Raw genomic sequence first — 19372 nt, forward strand, 5'->3', positions numbered from 1 at the left:
GCGGAGACCGGCTGCTTGATGCCGATGTTGACGACGTTGTAGCCGTTGTTGGACAGGATGATGTCGACGAGGTTCTTGCCGATGTCGTGGACGTCGCCGCGGACGGTGGCCAGCACGATCGTGCCCTTGCCGTCCGCGTCGGACTTCTCCATGTGCGGTTCGAGATACGCCACGGCCGTCTTCATGACCTCGGCGGACTGGAGCACGAACGGCAGCTGCATCTGACCGGAGCCGAACAGCTCACCGACCGTCTTCATGCCGTCGAGCAGCACGTCGTTGACGATCTCCAGGGCGGGCCTCTCCGCCAGAGCGGAGTCCAGATCGGCCTCCAGGCCGTTCTTCTCGCCGTCGACGATCCGCCGCTTGAGCCGCTCGTCCAGCGGCAGGGCGAGGAGCTCCTCGGTCTTGCCGGCCTTCATCGACTTGGTGGTGGCGCCCTCGAAGAGGGCCATCAGCTTCTGCAGCGGGTCGTAGCCCTCGGCGCGCCGGTCGTAGATCAGGTCGAGGGCGGTGGTGACCTGCTCCTCGTCGAAGCGGGCGATGGGCAGGATCTTCGACGCGTGGACGATCGCCGAGTCCAGGCCCGCCTTCACGCACTCGTCGAGGAAGACCGAGTTCAGCACGATGCGGGCGGCCGGGTTGAGGCCGAAGGAGATGTTCGACAGGCCCAGCGTGGTCTGCACGTCCGGGTGGCGGCGCTTCAGCTCGCGGATCGCCTCGATGGTGGCGATGCCGTCGCCCCGCGACTCCTCCTGGCCGGTGCAGATGGTGAAGGTCAGGGTGTCGATGAGGATGTCCGACTCCCTGATCCCCCAGTTCTCGGTGAGGTCCTCGATGAGGCGCTCGGCGATCGCGACCTTCGCCTCGGCCGTCCGGGCCTGGCCCTCCTCGTCGATCGTCAGCGCCATCAGCGCCGCGCCGTGCTCCTTGGCGAGCGCCGTGACCTTCGCGAAGCGGGAGTCGGGCCCGTCGCCGTCCTCGTAGTTGACCGAGTTGATCACCGCCCGGCCGCCGAGCTTCTCCAGACCCGCCCGCAGGACGTCCACCTCGGTGGAGTCCAGCACGATCGGCAGCGTGGAGGCCGTCGCGAAGCGACCGGCGAGCTCCTGCATGTCCGCCACGCCGTCACGGCCCACGTAGTCCACGCACAGGTCGAGCATGTGCGCGCCCTCGCGGATCTGGTCCCGCGCCATCTCCACGCAGTCGTCCCAGCGGCCCTCCAGCATGGCCTCACGGAACTTCTTCGACCCGTTGGCGTTGGTCCGCTCGCCGATCGCCAGGTACGAGGTGTCCTGCCGGAACGGCACGTGCCCGTACAGGGAGGACGCGCCGGGTTCGGAGACCGGCCGGCGGTCGAGTACGGCCGCGCCGCGCACCCGCGCCACGATCTCCCGCAGGTGCTCCGGGGTCGTCCCGCAGCAGCCGCCGACCAGGGCGGGGCCGTACTCCCGTACGAACTGCTCCTGTGCGTCGGCCAGTTCGGCAGGTGACAGGGGGTAGTGGGCGCCGTCCTTCCCGAGGACGGGCAGGCCCGCGTTCGGCATGACCGAGATCGGGACGCGGGCGTGCCGGGAGAGGTGCCGCAGGTGCTCGGCCATCTCCACCGGGCCCGTGGCGCAGTTCAGGCCGATCATGTCGATGCCGAGGGGCTCCAGGGCGGTCAGCGCCGCGCCGATCTCCGAGCCGAGCAGCATCGTGCCCGTCGTCTCCACCGTGACCTGCACGATCACGGGCAGGTCCACGCCGATCCAGTCCAGGGCCCGGCGGGCGCCGATGACGGCCGCCTTCGTCTGGAGCAGGTCCTGCGAGGTCTCGACGAGCAGGGCGTCGGCGCCGCCGCGGATCAGGCCCTCCGCGTTCTGCTGGAAGGCGTCCCGGAGCGGCTCGTACGTGACGTGGCCCAGGGTCGGCAGCTTCGTGCCGGGTCCCATGGAGCCGAGGACCCAGCGGGGGCGGCCGTCGGCGGCCGTGTGCGCGTCGGCGGAGGCGCGGGCGATGCGGGCGCCGGCCTCGGACAGCTCGTACACCTGGTCCTCGATGCCGTACTCGGCGAGCGCGGTCAGGTTCGCCCCGAAGGTGTTGGTCTCGACGCAGTCCACGCCGACCGAGAAGTAGGCGTCGTGGACGGCGGCGACGATGTCGGGGCGCGTGAGGTTGAGGATCTCGTTGCAGCCCTCCAGCTGCCGGAAGTCGTCCATCGACGGGTCGGCGGCCTGGAGCATGGTGCCCATCGCCCCGTCGGCGACGACGACCCGCGTCGCGAACTCCTCGCGGAGGGAGCGCCTCACGTCAGCCCCCTCAGATGGGTGACGAGCGTCGCCGTGCAGCCGACGCCGTACGTCGTCCTGATCCGGTCCAGGAGGGAGTCCCGGTGCAGCCGGTACTCCTGCGTCCCCACGTAGTCCAGGACGGTCGCCGCGACCGCGCAGCCCAGCTGCGCCGCGCACCGCTCGGGCACGCCCCACAGCGTCCCCGCGAGGAACCCGGCCCGGAAGGCGTCCCCGACGCCGGTCGGGTCGACGACCGCGGGGACCTCCACCGCGGGCACGGAGAGGGGGCCCCGGTCCTCGCCGCGGATGCGGACGCCGGCCTCGCCGTGGGTGGTGACCCAGGTGCCGACGCGACGCAGGACCTCCGCCTCCGGCCAGCCGGACCTCTCCAGGAGGAGCGCCGCCTCGTACTCGTTGGTGAACAGGAACCGGGCCCCGTCCACCAGCTCCCGCACCTGGCCCCCGTCGAGCCGCGCCAGCTGCTGCGACGGGTCGGCGGCGAAGGGGATCCCCAGGTCACGGCAGGTGCGGGTGTGCCGGAGCATGGCCTCGGGGTCGTCCGGGGAGACCAGGACCAGCTCCAGGCGGCCGGTGCGCGCCACGACCTCGCGGAGGTCGATCTCGCGCGCCTCGGCCATCGCCCCCGCGTAGAAGGTGGCGATCTGGTTCTGGGCCCGGTCGGTGGTACAGACGAAGCGGGCGGTGTGGAGCGACTCGCTGACGCGCACCGAGTCGGTGTCCACGCCGTGGTCCTTCAGCCAGACCCGGTACGGCTCGAAGTCGGCGCCGACCGCGCCCACGAGGGCGGGCCGCAGGCCGAGGACGCCGAGTCCGAAGGCGATGTTCGCTGCCACTCCGCCGCGCCTGACCTCCAGGTCGTCGGCGAGGAACGACAGGGAGACCCGGTCGAGCCGGCCGGCGAGCAGCTGCTCGCTGAACCAGCCGGGGAAGGTCATCAGATGGTCGGTCGCGATGGATCCCGTGACAGCGATGCGCATGGCCTTAAACCCCCGCCGCCTTCTTCAGGGCCTCCACGCGGTCGGTGCGCTCCCAGGTGAAGTCGGGGAGTTCGCGGCCGAAGTGGCCGTACGCCGCCGTCGCCGCGTAGATCGGCCGCTTGAGGTCCAGGTCGCGGATGATCGCCGCCGGCCGCAGGTCGAAGACCTCGCCGACCGCCTCCTGGATCCTCTCGTCCGGGAGCGTGCCCGTCCCGAAGGTCTCCACGAAGAGGCCGACCGGCTCGGCCTTGCCGATGGCGTACGCGACCTGCACCTCGCAGCGCTTCGCCAAGCCGGCCGCGACGACGTTCTTCGCGACCCAGCGCATGGCGTACGCCGCCGAGCGGTCCACCTTCGACGGGTCCTTGCCGGAGAACGCGCCGCCGCCGTGCCGGGCCATCCCGCCGTACGTGTCGATGATGATCTTCCGGCCGGTGAGTCCGGCGTCGCCCATCGGGCCGCCGACCTCGAAGCGCCCGGTCGGGTTGACCAGGAGCCGGTAGCCGTCGGACTCCAGGCTGACGCCCTCCTCGACGAGCTGCTTCAGGACGTGTTCGACGACGTACTCGCGGACGTCCGGGGTGAGCAGGCCCTCGACGGAGATGTCGGCGGCGTGCTGCGAGGAGACGACGACCGTGTCGAGGCGGACCGGGCGGTCGCCGTCGTACTCGATGGTGACCTGCGTCTTGCCGTCCGGCCGCAGGTACGGCACGGTGCCGTCCTTGCGGACCTCGGTGAGCCGCCGGGAGAGGCGGTGGGCGAGGGCGATCGGCAGCGGCATCAGCTCGGCCGTGTCGTCGCAGGCGTAGCCGAACATCAGGCCCTGGTCGCCGGCGCCCTGCGCGGCCAGCTCGTCGGCCTCGCCCTCCACCCGGACCTCGTGGGCGGTGTCGACGCCCTGCGCGATGTCCGGCGACTGGGCGCCGATGGACACCGACACGCCGCAGGAGGCGCCGTCGAAGCCCTTCGCGGAGGAGTCGTAGCCGATGTCGAGGACGGCGTCGCGCACCAGTTGGGCTATCGGCGCGTACGCGGAGGTGGTGACCTCGCCGGCGATGTGGACCTGGCCGGTGGTGATCAGGGTCTCGACCGCCACGCGCGAGGACGGGTCCTCGGCGAGCAGCGCGTCGAGGATGGTGTCGCTGATCCGGTCGGCGATCTTGTCGGGGTGGCCCTCGGTCACGGACTCCGAGGTGAAGAGGCGGCGGCTCATGCCTGGCCCACCTCCGCCTTCGCCGTGAAGAAGTGCTGCTCGATGGCGCCGAGGGTGCGGATGGAGTCGACCTCCAGGGTCTCCATCCGGATGGCGGTGCCGCTCTCCTGCTCCAGGAGGAAGACGAACTCGACGAAGGACAGCGAGTCGATGAGCCGGTTCTCGACCAGGTCGAGGTCGGGCGCGATGTCGTCGCGCTCGGGGTGACGCTCGAGGATCCAGTTCTTCACCGTCTGCAGGCCGTCGGCCATGGTTGCTCTCCTTTTAGCTACTGCTGGTTACGGATGGGTGGGGGCGATGATCGGCGCGGCGACCGCGACCGCGTAGTCCACGTCGTGGCTGATGGACACGGTGATCTCGGAGATGCCGGACTCGGCCGCCATCTCGGCGGCCGGACCGTGCAGCTCCACCAGCGGCCAGCCGCCCTCGGAGCGGCGTACGACGATGTCGGGCCAGGGCAGGAACCTGCCCCGGACGCGCAGGGTCTTGAAGGCCGCCTCCTTCGCCGCGATCCGTCCGCACAGGCTCAGTACGTCGAGCCCGGAGGAGGTGCGGCAGTCGGCGAGTTCGCCGGGGGTGAGCATCCGCTCGAAGAACTTCTCCCCGTACTGCGCGAGGAGTCTGCGGACGCGGTTGACGGACACGATGTCCATGCCGAGGTTCGCCCACCCCAGGCCGCCCGCCGGCGGGGCGGCGGGACGGGCCGGCACGTCAGGTCACCGGCCCGGCCGCGCGGTTCGCACCGGCGTCGAGGACCGCCCGGGTGGCGGCCTCCCAGTCGCCGTACCGGCGGGTCAGCGCGGACAGCCAGCGCTCCAGGCCGAAGGCGACGCAGCTGGTGAAGGCCGGTCCGCCGGTCGACGCGAGGGTGATGTCGCAGCGGTCGCCGAAGAAGTTCCGGTGCGTGTTGACCGAGGCGATCGCCAGGTCCTCGTACAGGAACTCGTACTTCACCGGGGTGAGCCGCTGGAGGACCGCCTTGGAGCTGCCCTTGTCGAAGAAGGGGTCGCAGGCGGCCTCCTTGCGCAGCGGCAGGTCGAGCGCCGCGGCGAAGGCCCGGACGCGGGCGGTGAAGTCCGCGAGGTGCGTCTCGGCGTGCTCGCGCGAGCCGATCGCGACGATCTCCCGCATGCGGAAGCCGAGCTGGCGCCGCATGCCCTCGTAGTGGGTCTCCTTGCGGAAGCACCAGGAGCAGACGGTGACGAGGGTGTCGTCCGCGACCCGGGTGCCCCGGTGGTCGAGGTAGACGGCGTAGCAGGACGCCGAGGGCAGGCCGAGCGCGGCGGGTTCGAGCGCGTCACTCGGGAAGCGGCCGGCGGTGGTGTCGAAGGGCGTGGTCGCGCGGCGCTCCAGGTCGAGCGGGGTGGCGACGACGGCCTGGTGGGGGAAGTTGTCGTAGTAGTCGAGCTTCGCCAGGTCGGCGGCGGGCAGGAGCGGGGGCATGGTCATCGGGCGGGCGCCCGCGGCCACTCCCCAGCCCTCGAAGGTGTCGTCGAGGAGCCGCAGCAGGCGGGTCCCCTCCGGGCCGAGCGAGGGCAGGCCCCTGGTCTCCCCGACGGTCTCGGGGGTCGTCACGGTCATGGTCGGTGCACCTCTCGGGTGAGGGCGTCGCTCAGAGGACGGGCAGGATGTCGTCGGAGAAGATGCCGGTCTTCAGGAAGAAGCCGAGCGGCTTGCGGATGGACTTGCGCTCGTGGGCACGACGGGACTCGTCGGCGATGAGCGCGTTGCGCAGGGCCAGCGGGTCGGCGATGCCGGCGTCGCGGTAGACGTGCGGGTTGTAGAGGGAGTTGATGCTGTAGACGACGTACCGCTTGAGGTACGCCTCGACCTCGCGGACCCGGTCGGCGCTCACGGCCTGGCACATCCGCTGGTACAGCAGGGAGACCAGCTCGCGCCCGAAGGCGATGTGGCGGGACTCGTCCTGGTGGTGGATGCGGTTGACCTCGCGGATGGTGTGGCAGAGGGAGTCGTCCTTCGCCATCCGGGAGTTGTAGTGGTCGACGAGCTCCTCGAAGAAGAGGATGCGGGTGAAGACGAGGAAGTTCTCGACCTCGGGCTCCCAGGCGGCGTCGGCGCGCATGGCGGTGGAGCCGTAGATCTTGTGGCCGTATCGCCGGCAGAACTCGGAGAAGAACCACATGTGTTCGTTCTCCTCGCCGATGAAGTGGTGGAAGAAGTCCGAGGGGACCTCGAAGCCGGGCATGTGGATGCGGCCGACGACCTCGATGAGGAGTTCGCGGATGCCGTGCACGTTGAGGCTGTAGAAGTTGACGGACTCCCACTTCGACAGGCGCTGAAGCGTTTCCTCACCGAGGGTGTCGTAGTGCTCGGTGCCGTAGACGGTGAGCAGTTCCGGCGTCATCCAGAAACGGTTCTCCTCCAGCGTCTCGGGCCACTGGAAGGTCTGGTACGGGTTGTAGTAGTCCTCGACCGAGCGCTCGCTGAGACGCTCCAGGACCTCCATGAACCGGTCGGTGACGGGCAGCGGGGCGGTGACGCCCATGTTCTCGCTCCTTCGGAGGGGGTTACGGGCGGACTTCGTAGACCGCGTTGACCGGCGTCTCGGTGGCGCGCCGCCAGCGGGTGAAGCCGGCCTCCTCGGCGATGGCCCGGAAGGCCTTCTCGCCGGAGTGGTTGCCGAGGGCGTGCGGGCCGCGCTGGGCGACGGCGACCGGCAGGCACATCACGGCGGACAGGGCCATGAACATGCGGGCGGCGGGGGTCTGGGTGTCGACGTCCTGCGGGGAGACGTTGGACTCGACGAGCATCCAGGTGCCGTCCGCGTCGAGCGACTTGTGGACGTGCTGGGCGGCTGCCACCGGGTCGCCCATGTCGTGCAGGGCGTTGAAGAAGCACACCAGGTCGTAGCCGGAGCCGGGGTAGTCGTCGGCGGAGGCGACCTCGAAGACGACCCGGTCGGAGAGGCCGGCCTCCTCGGCGAGCTCCCGCGCGATCGAGACGGCCTCCTCGGAGTAGTCGAAGCCGTGGACGGTGGCGTTCGGGAAGGCCTTCGCGATGAGGAGGGTGGTGTGCCCGACGCCGCAGCCGACGTCGGCGACGGTGCCGCCGGCGGCGAGCTTGTCGGTGACCTGGTGGAGGGCGGGCAGCCAGTCCGGGACGAGCTTGTGCTCGTACGTGGGCTGGAAGAAGGAGCCCATGCCGGTGTCGAGGGCCGCGTCGTGCTCGGCCCAGCCGACGCCCTCGCCGGTGCGGTACGCCTCGACGAGCAGGTCCTCCGTGGCGTACAGCGCCTTGAGGGCGGTGAAGAACCCGGCGGCGTAGGTGACGGCCTTCGGGTCGGCGAGGACCTCGACGTGGTCGGCGGGGAGCGTGTACGTGAGGGAGCTGGGGTGCCGCTCGACGTACCCGGCGGAGAGCTGGGCGTGCAGCCACTCCTCGACGTACCGCTCGTTCGTGCCGGTCTGCGCGGCGAGCTGCGCGGAGGTCAGGGGGCCTTCGGAGGCGAGGGCCTTGTAGAGGCCGAGGCGCTCGCCGAGGGCGACGGTCAGACCGCGGACGGCCGCGCCCGCGTCGGTGATGACCCGCTGGTGGAAGTCGTGGGCGCTCATGCGGCCTGCTCCTCCCGGTGGCTCGGGAGATCGCACGTGAAGAGGAAGGAGCGGGGGACGCTCGGCACGGAGCGGGCCGGCACCGGGTAGGGCCAGCGGTCGAAGGCGGCGCCGTCCTCACCGGGCTGCTTGACCTCGCGCACGGCCCAGCCGCAGTCGGCGAGCAGCGCCTCGGGCTCCTCGGTGCCGAAGAGCCACGGGTTGCCGTCCTCCTCGAGCGCGCTCATGAAGGTGCGGGCCAGCGGGTTCTCCAGGGCGGACTTCGAGATGACGTCGCCGACCAGCACGGAGCCGGGCGCGGCGTGCGCGGAGAGGGTCGAGATGAGGGTGCGCACGGCCTGCTCGGGCAGGAAGAACAGCAGCCCTTCGACCACCCACAGGACCGGCTCCTCGCTCTTCCAGCCGGCCTCCTTCAGGGGGCCGGTCCAGTCCTGGGTGAGGTCGACCGGGATCGGGACCCGGGTGCGGCCGGCGGGCTGCGGCTCGTCCTTGAGCATCTCGGCCTTGGCCTCCAGGAGGGCCGGGCGGTCGAGCTCGTAGACGGTGACGCCGTCTGGCCAGGGCAGCCGGAAGAAGCGGGTGTCCATGCCGGCGGCGAGGAAGACGACCTGCCGGATGCCGCGCTCCTCCACCGCCTTCACGATGGCCCGGTCGAGGTAGGTGGTGCGGATGGCGAGGAACGGCACGATGCCGCCCCCGTCGTAGCGCGCGAGCAGTTCGAAGCCGATCTCGTCGGCGACGGTGCGCGCGTAGGGATCGGCGAACAGCCGGTCCTCGCGCTTGGTCTCCAGGGCACGCGCGGCGGCGGTCCACTGGGCGGTGCGGGATACGGCCTCCACAGGAGGTCCCCCTTCGCTTCGGTGGGTGTGCGGAGATACGGAACGGCCGTGTTCAAGGGGCCCGACGAAACGACGGTCCGTCAGGCGCTCGTGGCCGGGGCGCAGGTCCTGGCCGGTCGCCCGCAGGCGACGGGGTCCTCGGCCGCGGGCATCGACGACGGATGGCCGGCCTCGGTGTCGGCGGGGCGCCGGCGGAAGATGCTGTGCAGGATCATGCTGAACACGGCCGTCCCGTCGGGGGCCACGAGCGTGCACCGCGGCTTGACGGTGCCGGTGGCGGGCTGGAACGGCGACGGGGTCGCGCCGAGGATCTCGACGCGGGCGGTGAGGACGTCGCCCGGGCGGACGGGCCGCAGGTAGCGGACCTCGTCGATGCCGGGCGAGCCCGTACAGGCGCTGTAGGCGAGCAGTCCGTCGACGTAGCGGCGCATGAACATCGACTGCGTGTGGAACCCGCTCGCGATCAGACCGCCGAACGGGGAGTCCTTCGCGAGCTCGGGGTCCGTGTGGAAGGGCTGCGGGTCGAAGCGCCTGCCGAACTCCAGCACCTCCTCCGTCGTGACGGTGACGGTGCCCAGTTCGTGGACGTCGCCGGGCCGGAAGTCCTCGAAGTAGCGCATCGCGCGCCCCCCTTGACCTAGGAGTCAACGTTTCCTGGCATCACCCAATCTACGAATCGACCATTTATTTTGTCAACCCAAAAGAAGGGCCCGGGGGCCCTTCATCACGTGGCTTGCTGTATGTCGGACCAGAGGTCCTCGACGTCCTCGATCCCGACGGACATCCGCACGAGCCCGGGAGCGATCCCCGCGGCCGCGAGGGCGGCCTCGTCCAGCTCGCGGTGGGAGGTGGACGCCGGATGGGCCACCAGCGTCTCCACGCCGCCGAGCGAGAGCGCGAGCTTCGCGAGCCGTACGCGCTCGATGAAGGCCCGGCCCGCCTCCCGGCCCCCGGCGAGCTCGAAGGAGAGCAGCCCGCCGCCGCCCGCGAGGACCTTCCGGGCGGTGTCGTACGAGGGGTGGCCGGCGCGCCAGGGGTAGTGGACGGCCGTGACGCCGGCGCGGGCCGCCAGGAGCTCGGCGAGGGCCGCGGCGTTGGCGCAGTGCTCGCGCATCCGCAGCGGCAGCGTGGGGATCCCGCGCAGGGTGAGCCAGGCCGCGAACGGGTCGGCGCAGGCGCCGAGTTCGACCGTGCGGGGCCACACCCGGCGGCGCAGTCCGTCGTCCGCGAAGACGGCGGCGCCGCCGAGGACGTCCGAGTGCCCGGAGAGGTACTTGGTGGTGGAGTGCACGACGACGTCGGCACCGAGCTCCAGGGGGCGGCACAGCACGGGCGAGGCGAGCGAGTTGTCGACCAGGCTCGTCACCCCGAGGCCGCGGGCCGCGGCGAGGAGCCCGGGCAGGTCCGGGACCTGGCCGGTGGGGTTGGCTATCGTCTCCAGGACGAGGAGCCGGGCGGCGGGGTGGACGGCGGCGGCCTCGAACTCGGCCGGATCGTCGCCGGATATCCGTACGACCTCGATCCCGTACCGCTCGGCCAGGTCCGACAGGACCGCGTGCGTCCCCCCGTACAGACAGCGCTGGGCGACCACCCGGTCGCCGGGCCTGAGCAGGGCGAGCAGGACTCCGCTGATGGCGCCCATGCCGGAGGCGAAGGCGATGGCCCCCTCCCCCGACTCCAGGCCGGCGAGGGTCTGCTCCAGGGCCCGGACGGTCGGGTTGCCGCGGCGGCCGTAGACGTACCGGCCGTCGGGGTCGGCCATCGCCCCGGCAAGCTCGGCGGCGGAGTCGAAGGCGAAGGCGGAGGACTGGACGAGGGGCACGGAGAGCGGCCAGCTGCCGGCCTGGAAAGGTTCGTTGACGACGTGCACGGCACGGGTGTTGAGCTCCACGGGATTCCTTCCTGGGGACGGGAAAGGGGCCGCCCGACGTCCGGGCGGACATCGGGCGGCCCCTTCGGGGCGGGGATCAGGCGGAGACCTTCTCGGCCTGCGGGGCGGGGGCGGCGGCCTCGGCCGCGACCGCCTTGTCGCCCTTCATGACGAGGAGGGTGACCACACCGCCGACGGCGGCGACGATCGCGGCGCCGACGAAGGCGGAGGAGAAGCCGTCCGTCAGCTTCGGCAGGTTGCCGAGCTGGTCGGCGCCCTGCGACATGGCGACGGCGGTGAGCGCGGCGAGGCCGAGCGCGGAGCCCACGTTGTAGGTGGTGTTGACGATGCCGGAGGCGAGACCGGCCTGCTCCTGCGGGGCCCCGGACATCGCGGTCATCATCGTCGGGATGTAGGCGAGGGACATGCCGAGCGCGGCGACCAGCGAGGCCGGCAGGACGTCGACGAGGAAGGAGCCGGTGGGCGGGACGGCGGCGAGCCAGACCAGACCGGCGGCGAGGACCAGCAGACCGCCCGCGATGAGCGGCTTGGCGCCGACCTTCATCATGAGCCGGGCCGTGATGGCCGTCATGAAGATCATGAGGAGCACGGTCATCGGGAGCAGCGCGGCACCGGACTCGAAGGCGCCGAAGCCCAGGACCTGCTGGAGGTACAGGTTGAGGAAGTACCACATCGGGATCCACGCGGCGCCGAGCAGCGTCATGGCCAGGTTGGCCGAGCCCAGGCGCGGGACCCGCCAGACGCTGAGCGGCATGAGGGGCTCGCGGATGCTCTTCTGGACGACGAAGAAGAGGATCAGGAGGACGGCGGCGCCGGCCAGCTCCAGGATGGTGGCGGTGGCGCCCCAGCCGACCTCGGGGGCGCGGACGACGGCGAAGACGGCGAGCGCGAGACCGGCGGTGACGGCGACGGCGCCGAGGACGTCGACGGAGCCGCGGCGGGACTCGACGTCCGGGAGGAGCTTGGTCGCCGCGAGGGTCGCGAGGCCGATCGGGATGTAGATGATGAAGACCCACTGCCAGCTCATCCACTCGGTGAAGACGCCGCCGAGGAAGACGCCCGCGGTGCCGCCGGCGGGGGCGGCGGCACCGTAGAGCGCCATCGCCTTGCCGAGCTCCTTCGGGTCGTGCATGAAGAGCATCATGAGCAGGGTCATGGCGGAGGGCGCGATCAGCGCGCCGCCGACGCCCTGGACGGCGCGGCCGACGATCTCGACCCAGGCGGTCTGCGCGGCCGCGGCCACGACCGAACCGGCGATCATGACCGCCCAGCCGGAGACGAAGATCCTGCGGGCTCCGACGAGGTCGGAGAGGCGTCCGCCGAGGAGCAGCAGACCGCCGAAGACGATCACGTACGCGTTGAAGATCCACTGGAGCTCGCTCTGCGAGAAGCCCAGGTCCTTCTGCATCTCGGGGAGCGCGACCCCGATGATCGAGGTGTCCATGATGACCATGAACTGAGCGGCGGCGAGCACGACAAGTGCCCACCAGCGCCGGGGATTGACGGTTGACATTGCCCTGACCCTTCACTCGCTGCTGCATACCCCTAGGGGGTACCTGTGCGGAGCACCGTAGCATACCCATGGGGGGTATGTAAGAGTGAGGGGAGGGCGCGCGGGAAGCACTCGCTCCGCACCCCCGGCCGGGCAGAATGCCCCCATGACCACCGAGGAAGAGCACGCCCGGGACCTGGACCTGGATCTACTGCGGCGGTGGAACACCACCCTGCTCGCCGCCCGCGCCGGCCGCGAGGGTCCCGACCCCGCCCCGTACGGCCGGAACCTGCTGTCCCGCTGGGCCGAACCGCAGCGCCGCTACCACACGGTCGCCCACCTCCGGGCGGTCCTCGACCGCATCGACGAGCTCGCCGACCAGGGCGGGGAGGGCGGCGAGCTGGAGCTCGTACGGCTCGCCGCCTGGTTCCACGACGCCGTCTACCGCCCGGAGCGCTCGGAGAACGAGGAACGCTCGGCCGCCCTGGCCGAGAAGGCCCTCACCGAAGCCGGACTCACCCCCCACGAGGTCACCGAGGTGGCCCGCCTGGTCCGCCTCACCACCACCCACGACCCCGCCCCGGGCGACCTCAACGGCGAGACCCTCTGCGACGCGGACCTCGCGATCCTGGCCACGGACCCCGATACGTACGGGGGGTATACGGCGGCGGTCCGCGAGGAGTACTCCTTCGTCCCCGCCGACGCCTTCCGCGAAGGCCGCGCCGCCGTCCTCCGCCAACTCCTCGCCCTCCCCCGCCTCTTCCGCACCCCCTACGGCGCGGCGGCCTGGGAGGAACGGGCCCGGGAGAACCTGGAGCGGGAACTGGCGGAGCTGACGGGCTGACGGGCTGACGACCCGAGCGGGGGGCGCGGCGTCCCACATCCCGAGAAGTCCGGCGATCACGGAATGACAGGAACGAACCGCAGGTTGACGCATGTCATGCCGTCTCCGTCAGCCGAGCACACAACGTCCGCCGCGACCGCCACCCCCTCCGTACCCCCCGCCCGCATGCCCCTGGCCGTGTACGTCCTGGGGCTCTCCGTCTTCGCCCTCGGCACGAGCGAGTTCATGCTGTCCGGGCTGCTGCCACCCATCGCGCAGGACATGGGCGTCTCCATCCCCCGCGCCGGGCTGCTCATCTCCGCCTTCGCGATCGGCATGGTCGTCGGCGCGCCGCTGCTCGCCGTCGCGACGCTCCGGCTGCCCCGCAAGACGACGCTCGTCGTCCTCATCACCGTCTTCGGCCTCGGGCAGATCGCCGGCGCGCTGGCTCCGAACTACGCCGTCCTCTTCGCCTCCCGCGTCGTGAGCGCGCTCGCCTGCGCCGGGTTCTGGGCGGTCGGCGCGGCCGTCGCCATCGCGATGGTCCCGGTCGGCTCCCGCGCCAAGGCAATGGCCGTCATGATCGGCGGCCTGTCCATCGCCAACGTCCTCGGCGTCCCCGCCGGCGCGTTCCTCGGCGAGCACCTCGGCTGGCGCTCGGCGTTCTGGGCGGTCGGCGCGGCCTCCGCGATCGCGCTCGTCGGAGTCGTCACCCGCATCCCGCACCTCCCCCTCCCCGAGACCAGGCCCCGTCTCAAGCGGGAACTGGCCATCTACCGCGACCGGCAGGTCCTCCTCTCCGTCGCGGTCACCGCGCTCGCCGCGGGCGGCGTCTTCTGCGCCTTCTCCTACCTCGCCCCGCTCCTCACCGACGTCTCCGGACTCGACGAGAGCTGGGTCTCGGCCGTCCTCGGGCTCTTCGGCATCGGCGCCCTGGTCGGTACGACGATCGGCGGCCGCGTGGCCGACGCCCACCTCTTCGGGGTGATGCTCAGCGGCATCGCCGCCTCGACCGTCTTCCTGGTCGCCCTGGCCCTCTTCGCGTCCAGTCCCGTGGCCACGGTCCTGCTCGCCTTCCTCCTCGGCGTCTCCGCCTTCTACACCGCCCCGGCCCTCAACGCCCGCATGTTCAACGTCGCCGGTGCCGCCCCCACCCTCGCGGGCGCCACCACCACCGCCGCCTTCAACCTCGGCAACACCGGCGGCCCCTGGCTCGGCGGCACCGTCATCGACGCCGGCCTCGGCTACGCCTCCACGGCCTGGGCGGGCGCGGCCATGACGGCCCTGGGCCTCGCCACGGCGGCGGTCGCCCTCAGGCTCCACAAGTCCCCGTCCCGGGTGGTGACTTCGGGCACGACCCGGGAGGACCGGGAGCAGGAGCGGCAGGCCGGGGCGTCCTGCTGAGAAACCCGCCGGGAAGAAGGCGGCGGGCGGGCGATGAGTTTCCCCGTGACCGGCGGTCAGAGGTCATGAACGTCCGCACCGGACACGAGAACACACCGCACAGCAGAACGCACCGGACACCGGAAGCCGAGGAACCCCAGATGCGCACCCTGATCAGCACCGCCTTCATCTCGCTCGACGGCGTCGTGGAGGCCCCGGGCGGCGAGCCCGGCTACCGCAATTCCGGATGGACCTTCAAGGACGTGGAGTTCCTCCCCGAGGCGTTCGAGATCAAGGGCCGCGAGCAGAAGGAGGCGGCCGCGATGCTGATGGGCCGCACCAGCTACGAGGCGTTCAGCCCCGTGTGGCCCGACATGGAGGACTTCGCCGACTACAAGGCGATGCCGAAGTACGTCGTCTCCACGACCCTCACCGAGGACGACCTCGTGTCGAACTGGGGCGAGACGACGATCCTGCGCTCGCTCGACGAGGTCGCCGCCCTGAAGGAGACCGAGGGCGGGCCGATCATCGTCCACGGCAGCGCCTCCCTGAACCAGGCCCTCTCGGACGCCGGCCTGATCGACCGGTACCACCTGCTCGTCTTCCCGCTGCTGCTCGGCGCGGGCAAGCGCCTCTTCAGCGCCACCGACAAGGACGCGCAGAAGCTGAAGCTGGTCGAGCACGAGGTCTACGCGAACGGCCTGCAGAAGAACGTGTTCGACGTCGTCCACTGACGACAGGGCCTGGGCCGGCGCCCACGCCATCAGGGCCCGGGTCCGCTCGTAGGACGGCGGACAGCACGACGCCTCCCGCCGCTCCGGAGAGCGGCGGGAGGCGTCGGAATGCGTCGGGATGCTTCGCGCGGGGTCGGACCGTGCGGCTGTCCGCCTAGGAGACGGGCTGCGGAAGCCTCTCCGGCACGAAGTCGGCGCTGCGGGACGGCGCCGGGTACGCGAGGTGGGAGAGACGCGACTGCTCCTGGCGCATGTGCATGAAGGACTCCAATATGTAGCCCACCAGCAGCACGAGCACCGCGATGATCATGATGGCGGAGGCCAGGATCGCCGTCGGGAAGCGCGGCACGGTGCCGGACTCGATGAACTCGGCGATGACCGGGATGCCCATGCCGAGCGAGATCAGGGCCAGCACGCCGGCGATGACCGAGTGGAAGAGCGAGGGGCGCTGACGGCGGGCGAGGCCCAGGATCAGCTTCAGGATGCGCCAGCCGTCACGGTACGTGCGGAGCTTGCTGACGCTGCCGGCCGGCCGGTCCTTGAAGTCGACGGCCATCTCGGCGGTCGGCAGGCGCAGGCTGAGGGCGTGCACCGTCATCTCGGTCTCGGTCTCGAACTCGTGCGAGAGCGCCGGGAAGGACTTGATGTAGCGGCGGGAGAAGACCCGGTAGCCGCTGAGCATGTCGCTGACGTCGTTGCCGAAGAGCGATCGCACGGCGCCCGTGAGCATCTTGTTGCCGACGGCGTGGCCCGGCCGGTAGGCCGCGTCCGTGGTCTCGCGGCGGGCGCCGACGACCTGGTCGTAGGGGCCTTCGAAGAGCAGGTCCACCATCTCGCGGGCGCGGGAGGCGTCGTACGTGTCGTCGCCGTCGATGATCAGCAGCGCGTCGGCCTCGACGTCGGCGAAGGCGCGACGGATCACATTGCCCTTGCCCTTGCGGGGTTCGTGGCGCACGATCGCGCCGGCCTTGCGGGCCTCCTCGACGGTGTTGTCGGTGGAGGCGTTGTCGTACACGTAGATGACGGCCTCGGGGAGGGACGCGCGCAGGTCGCGGACGACCTTGCCGATCGCGGCTTCCTCGTTGTAACAGGGGACGACGCAGGCGATCAAGGGACTCATGTGAAGGTTCCTCTGGGGACGCACGCAGTGTGGCGTTTCTTTGAAGTTCGAGGGGATGTTATCTTGATTTGTAAATTTGACTCGCACAAGCTTACGTTTCCGCCATGATTCAGTGGTCGGCGTGGAGCCGACGTGCCCCCTCGTGGGCGCGGAAGATCTGGCGAGAAGTCGCCGCCTTCGGCGTGGTCGGTGCCGTCGCCTTCGTCGTGGAGACCGCGAGCTTCAATCTCCTGATCCTCGGCTCCGCCTCCGACGGTGGGACGCGCGGAGCCAACCCGGTGGTCGCCTCGGTCCTCGCGACCGTGCTGGCCATGCTGGTGAGCTGGTTCGGCAACCGCTACTGGACCTACCGGGACCGGCGCGGTCCGCTCGACCGACGGGAAGTCACCCTCTTCGTGGGGGTCAACCTCGTCGGGATGGCCGTCACCGCCCTCCCCCTCTACGTCTCCCACTCGCTCCTCGGGCTCGGATCGCCGCTGAGCGACAACGTGGCCCGACTCGTCGGGTGGGCGGCCGCCACGGTGGTGCGCTTCGTCGCCTACCGCAGCCTCGTGTTCGTCAGCCCTGGAGAGGACTCCACACACGTGCCCGGAACCACTGAGCGCCCCGGCGCGACGCTGCGGAACGCCTGGCGTCGCGACGCGCTCTGGCCCTGGACGCTGGCGGTCATCGCCGCGGTCTGCGGATACCTCGTGTCGGTCGTGTTCCACCCCGGCTACCTCAGCTCGGACAGCCTCTCCCAGCTGCGGCAGACGCTCGGCGAGACCCCGGTCGAGGACTGGCACCCGCCGGTCATGGTGGTCCTGTGGAAGGTCCTGATCCGCGCCACCGGCACCCTCGCCACCATGGCCGCCCTCCAGGCCGCCCTGCTGTGGGCGTCCCTGTGGCTGCTCGCCCGGCTCACGTGGCTGAAGACCCGCAGCCGCAACCTCTCCCTCCTCACGCTCTCCCTCGGCCTCTTCCCGTACGTCCTGAACTTCACCGGCGTGGTGTGGAAGGACGTCCAGATGGCGTACGTCCTCCTCGCCACGGTGGCGATCGCGCTCACCGCGCGCGAACTGCCGGCCGACCGGACCAGGACCCGCTGGGTGCTGCTGGTGGTGGGCGTCCTGCTCCTCGCGTACGCCATCCTCGTCCGCAAGAACGCCTTCCCGGCCGTCATCCCGGTCTTCGCCCTGCTGGTCCTCGCGCTCTGGCCCAAGCCGGGCCGCCGCCGCTGGCTCGTCTCCACCGGCGTCCTGATCGCCGTCACCGCCGGCGCCAGCGCGGGCGTGAACGCGGTCGTGGACCCGATCGCCACCCGCCAGTACGCGCAGATCCCGCTCGACGACCTCACCCACGTCCTGACGCCCGGACAGATCCGGTCCGCCGCCGACCGGGCGGGCGCCGACCCCGCCTTCCGCGACGCCCTGGCCACCACCGCCTCGGTCTGCCAGACCAAGAAGATCCCCTCGGACGCGCTCTTCCACTGCTACCCGAGGAAGACGGGACCCGCCCCGATGAGGCCGGAGAACGTCGACGTCATGGTGGACATGTGGATCGAGCAGATGCCCCGCCACTGGAAGGCCTACACCCAGTACCGGGTGAAGCTCTTCAACCGGCTCATCTTCCAGACCAACTACACCTTCCAGGACGGCACGCGGGCCAAGCCGGAGCTCCAGCCCGTCCCGCTCCGGGAGGAGCCGGCCAACGACCTGCTCAAGTCGAGCCTCCAGTACTACGTGCAGGGCTTCGTCAAGGACACCCCGATCCTCTTCAAGGGCTGGTTCTGGCTGGCCGTCGCCCTGGTGCTCACCCTGCGCCGCCGCTGGATCGGCCCGTACACCAGGGAGATCCGCCTCCTCGGCGCGAGCACGATCCTGTACCTCCTCGCCTACCTGCCGACGGCACCCGAGTCCAGCTACCGCTACGTGTACTGGCCCGCCATCGCCGGGACCATCTCCCTGATGATGATCGGCTACGCCCATGTGGTGCGGCGCCGGGCGGGGACCGCCACCGCCACCACCGGGGACGCCACCGCCGGCTCCGCCGCGGCCGTCGCCACCCCCGCCCCCGCACCCGCCCCCGGCACGCCCGACACCCCGGGCGGCCCCGTGACCCAGACCCTCCATCCGTACGAAGTGGACCAGCATTCGTGAGCACCAAGAAGCCCGGCGTCGTCAAGGCCGTCATCCCGGCGGCCGGTCTCGGCACCCGGTTCCTCCCCGCCACCAAGGCGACCCCGAAGGAAATGCTTCCGGTGGTCGACAAGCCGGCCATCCAGTACGTCGTCGAGGAGGCCGTCGCAGCCGGCCTCACCGACGTACTGATGATCACGGGCCGCAACAAGCGGGCCCTGGAGGACCACTTCGACCGCAACCACGAGCTGGAGGACGCGCTCCGCCGGAAGGGCGACCACCAGCGCCTGGCCCGCGTCGAGGAGTCCACCTCCCTCGCGGCCCTGCACTACGTCCGCCAGGGCGACCCGCGCGGGCTGGGCCACGCCGTCCTCTGCGCCAGGCCCCACGTCGGCGACGAGCCGTTCGTGGTGCTGCTGGGCGACGACCTGATCGACCCGCGCGACCCGCTCCTGACCCGGATGATCGAGGTGCACCAGCAGCACGGCGGCAGCGTCGTCGCGCTCATGGAGGTCGACCCCGACCAGGTTCACCTCTACGGCTGCGCGGCCGTGAAGCCCACCGCCGACGAGGACGTCGTGCGGATCACCGACCTGGTGGAGAAGCCCGCCCCGGGCAAAGCCCCCAGCAACCACGTGGTGATCGGCCGCTACGTCCTCACCCCCGCCGTCTTCGACGTGCTCGACACCACCGCGCCCGGCCACGGCGGCGAGATCCAGCTCACCGACGCCCTGCGCCGGCTCACCGACGACGAGACCCTCGGCGGCCCGGTCCACGGCGTGGTCTTCTCCGGCCGGCGGTACGACACCGGCGACCGCGGTGACTACCTGCGTGCCATCGTCCGCCTGGCCTGCGAGCGCGAAGACCTGGGCCCCGACTTCCGGGCCTGGCTGAAGCAGCTCGTGGCCGAGGGCATCTGA

The 19372-nt window shown here is 71.1% G+C and carries 18 protein-coding genes; 5 read left to right on the plus strand and 13 right to left on the minus strand.

Going from position 1 to position 19372, the window contains the following annotated elements:
* From ABZ318_RS21580 to ABZ318_RS21635, 12 genes are all read right to left on the minus strand, one after another.
* On the minus strand, positions 1 to 2231 hold a 2231-nt coding region (locus ABZ318_RS21580; RefSeq protein ID WP_356904136.1), incomplete at its 3' end, for a homocysteine S-methyltransferase family protein.
* A gap of 53 nt (positions 2232 to 2284) precedes the next feature.
* Positions 2285 to 3268, minus strand: coding sequence for a carbohydrate kinase family protein (locus ABZ318_RS21585; protein WP_356904103.1), 984 nt, complete (start codon positions 3266 to 3268; stop codon positions 2285 to 2287).
* A 4-nt stretch (positions 3269 to 3272) separates the two neighbouring features.
* Positions 3273 to 4481, minus strand: coding sequence for a methionine adenosyltransferase (gene metK, locus ABZ318_RS21590; protein ID WP_356904104.1), 1209 nt, complete (start codon positions 4479 to 4481; stop codon positions 3273 to 3275).
* Positions 4478 to 4732, minus strand: coding sequence for an acyl carrier protein (locus tag ABZ318_RS21595; protein WP_356904105.1), 255 nt, complete (start codon positions 4730 to 4732; stop codon positions 4478 to 4480). The genes metK and ABZ318_RS21595 overlap by 4 nt, the downstream gene beginning before the upstream one ends.
* Before the next feature lie 27 nt (positions 4733 to 4759).
* On the minus strand, positions 4760 to 5191 hold the full coding sequence (gene acpS, locus ABZ318_RS21600; protein WP_225803526.1) for a holo-ACP synthase: 432 nt from the start codon (positions 5189 to 5191) through the stop codon (positions 4760 to 4762).
* 1 nt (position 5192) lies between these two features.
* A complete protein-coding gene (locus ABZ318_RS21605) occupies positions 5193 to 6062 on the minus strand; it encodes a hypothetical protein (RefSeq protein WP_356904106.1) in 870 nt (289 codons plus the stop codon).
* Positions 6063 to 6093: 31 nt separating this feature from the next.
* Positions 6094 to 6987 (minus strand): diiron oxygenase, encoded by an 894-nt coding sequence (locus ABZ318_RS21610; protein WP_356904107.1) that lies wholly within the window; start codon positions 6985 to 6987, stop codon positions 6094 to 6096.
* Positions 6988 to 7009: 22 nt separating this feature from the next.
* Positions 7010 to 8053: a class I SAM-dependent methyltransferase gene (locus ABZ318_RS21615; RefSeq protein WP_356904108.1), complete on the minus strand. Its 1044-nt coding sequence runs from the start codon at positions 8051 to 8053 to the stop codon at positions 7010 to 7012.
* Entirely contained in the window at positions 8050 to 8892 is an 843-nt protein-coding gene (locus tag ABZ318_RS21620) for an SAM-dependent methyltransferase (protein ID WP_356904109.1), read from the minus strand. Before ABZ318_RS21620 ends, ABZ318_RS21615 begins: the two co-directional genes overlap by 4 nt.
* A gap of 80 nt (positions 8893 to 8972) precedes the next feature.
* Positions 8973 to 9512, minus strand: a complete 540-nt coding sequence (locus ABZ318_RS21625) for a MaoC family dehydratase (RefSeq protein WP_356904110.1) — start codon at positions 9510 to 9512, stop codon at positions 8973 to 8975.
* 104 nt (positions 9513 to 9616) lie between these two features.
* Positions 9617 to 10783: an aminotransferase class I/II-fold pyridoxal phosphate-dependent enzyme gene (locus ABZ318_RS21630; RefSeq protein WP_356904111.1), complete on the minus strand. Its 1167-nt coding sequence runs from the start codon at positions 10781 to 10783 to the stop codon at positions 9617 to 9619.
* Positions 10784 to 10859: 76 nt separating this feature from the next.
* The gene (locus tag ABZ318_RS21635; RefSeq protein ID WP_356904112.1) at positions 10860 to 12296 is read right to left on the minus strand and encodes an MFS transporter; all 1437 of its coding nucleotides are present in this window, start codon (positions 12294 to 12296) and stop codon (positions 10860 to 10862) included.
* Between the two features lie 145 nt (positions 12297 to 12441).
* Between ABZ318_RS21635 and ABZ318_RS21640 the strand changes: the two genes are divergently transcribed.
* From ABZ318_RS21640 to ABZ318_RS21650, 3 genes are all read left to right on the plus strand, one after another.
* Entirely contained in the window at positions 12442 to 13119 is a 678-nt protein-coding gene (locus ABZ318_RS21640) for a hypothetical protein (RefSeq protein WP_356904113.1), read from the plus strand.
* A gap of 165 nt (positions 13120 to 13284) precedes the next feature.
* A complete protein-coding gene (locus ABZ318_RS21645) occupies positions 13285 to 14502 on the plus strand; it encodes a Cmx/CmrA family chloramphenicol efflux MFS transporter (RefSeq protein ID WP_356904114.1) in 1218 nt (405 codons plus the stop codon).
* Positions 14503 to 14642: 140 nt separating this feature from the next.
* Positions 14643 to 15215, plus strand: a complete 573-nt coding sequence (locus tag ABZ318_RS21650; RefSeq protein ID WP_356904115.1) for a dihydrofolate reductase family protein — start codon at positions 14643 to 14645, stop codon at positions 15213 to 15215.
* A gap of 154 nt (positions 15216 to 15369) precedes the next feature.
* Here ABZ318_RS21650 and ABZ318_RS21655 read toward each other — a convergent pair whose 3' ends face one another.
* A complete protein-coding gene (locus tag ABZ318_RS21655; protein ID WP_356904116.1) occupies positions 15370 to 16335 on the minus strand; it encodes a glycosyltransferase family 2 protein in 966 nt (321 codons plus the stop codon).
* 104 nt (positions 16336 to 16439) lie between these two features.
* Between ABZ318_RS21655 and ABZ318_RS21660 the strand changes: the two genes are divergently transcribed.
* Positions 16440 to 18473, plus strand: coding sequence for a GtrA family protein (locus ABZ318_RS21660; RefSeq protein WP_356904118.1), 2034 nt, complete (start codon positions 16440 to 16442; stop codon positions 18471 to 18473).
* On the plus strand, positions 18470 to 19372 hold the full coding sequence (gene galU, locus ABZ318_RS21665) for a UTP--glucose-1-phosphate uridylyltransferase GalU (RefSeq protein WP_356904119.1): 903 nt from the start codon (positions 18470 to 18472) through the stop codon (positions 19370 to 19372). Before ABZ318_RS21660 ends, galU begins: the two co-directional genes overlap by 4 nt.

The sequence above is a fragment of the Streptomyces sp. NPDC006197 genome (genome assembly GCF_040613865.1).
Classification (GTDB): domain Bacteria; phylum Actinomycetota; class Actinomycetes; order Streptomycetales; family Streptomycetaceae; genus Streptomyces.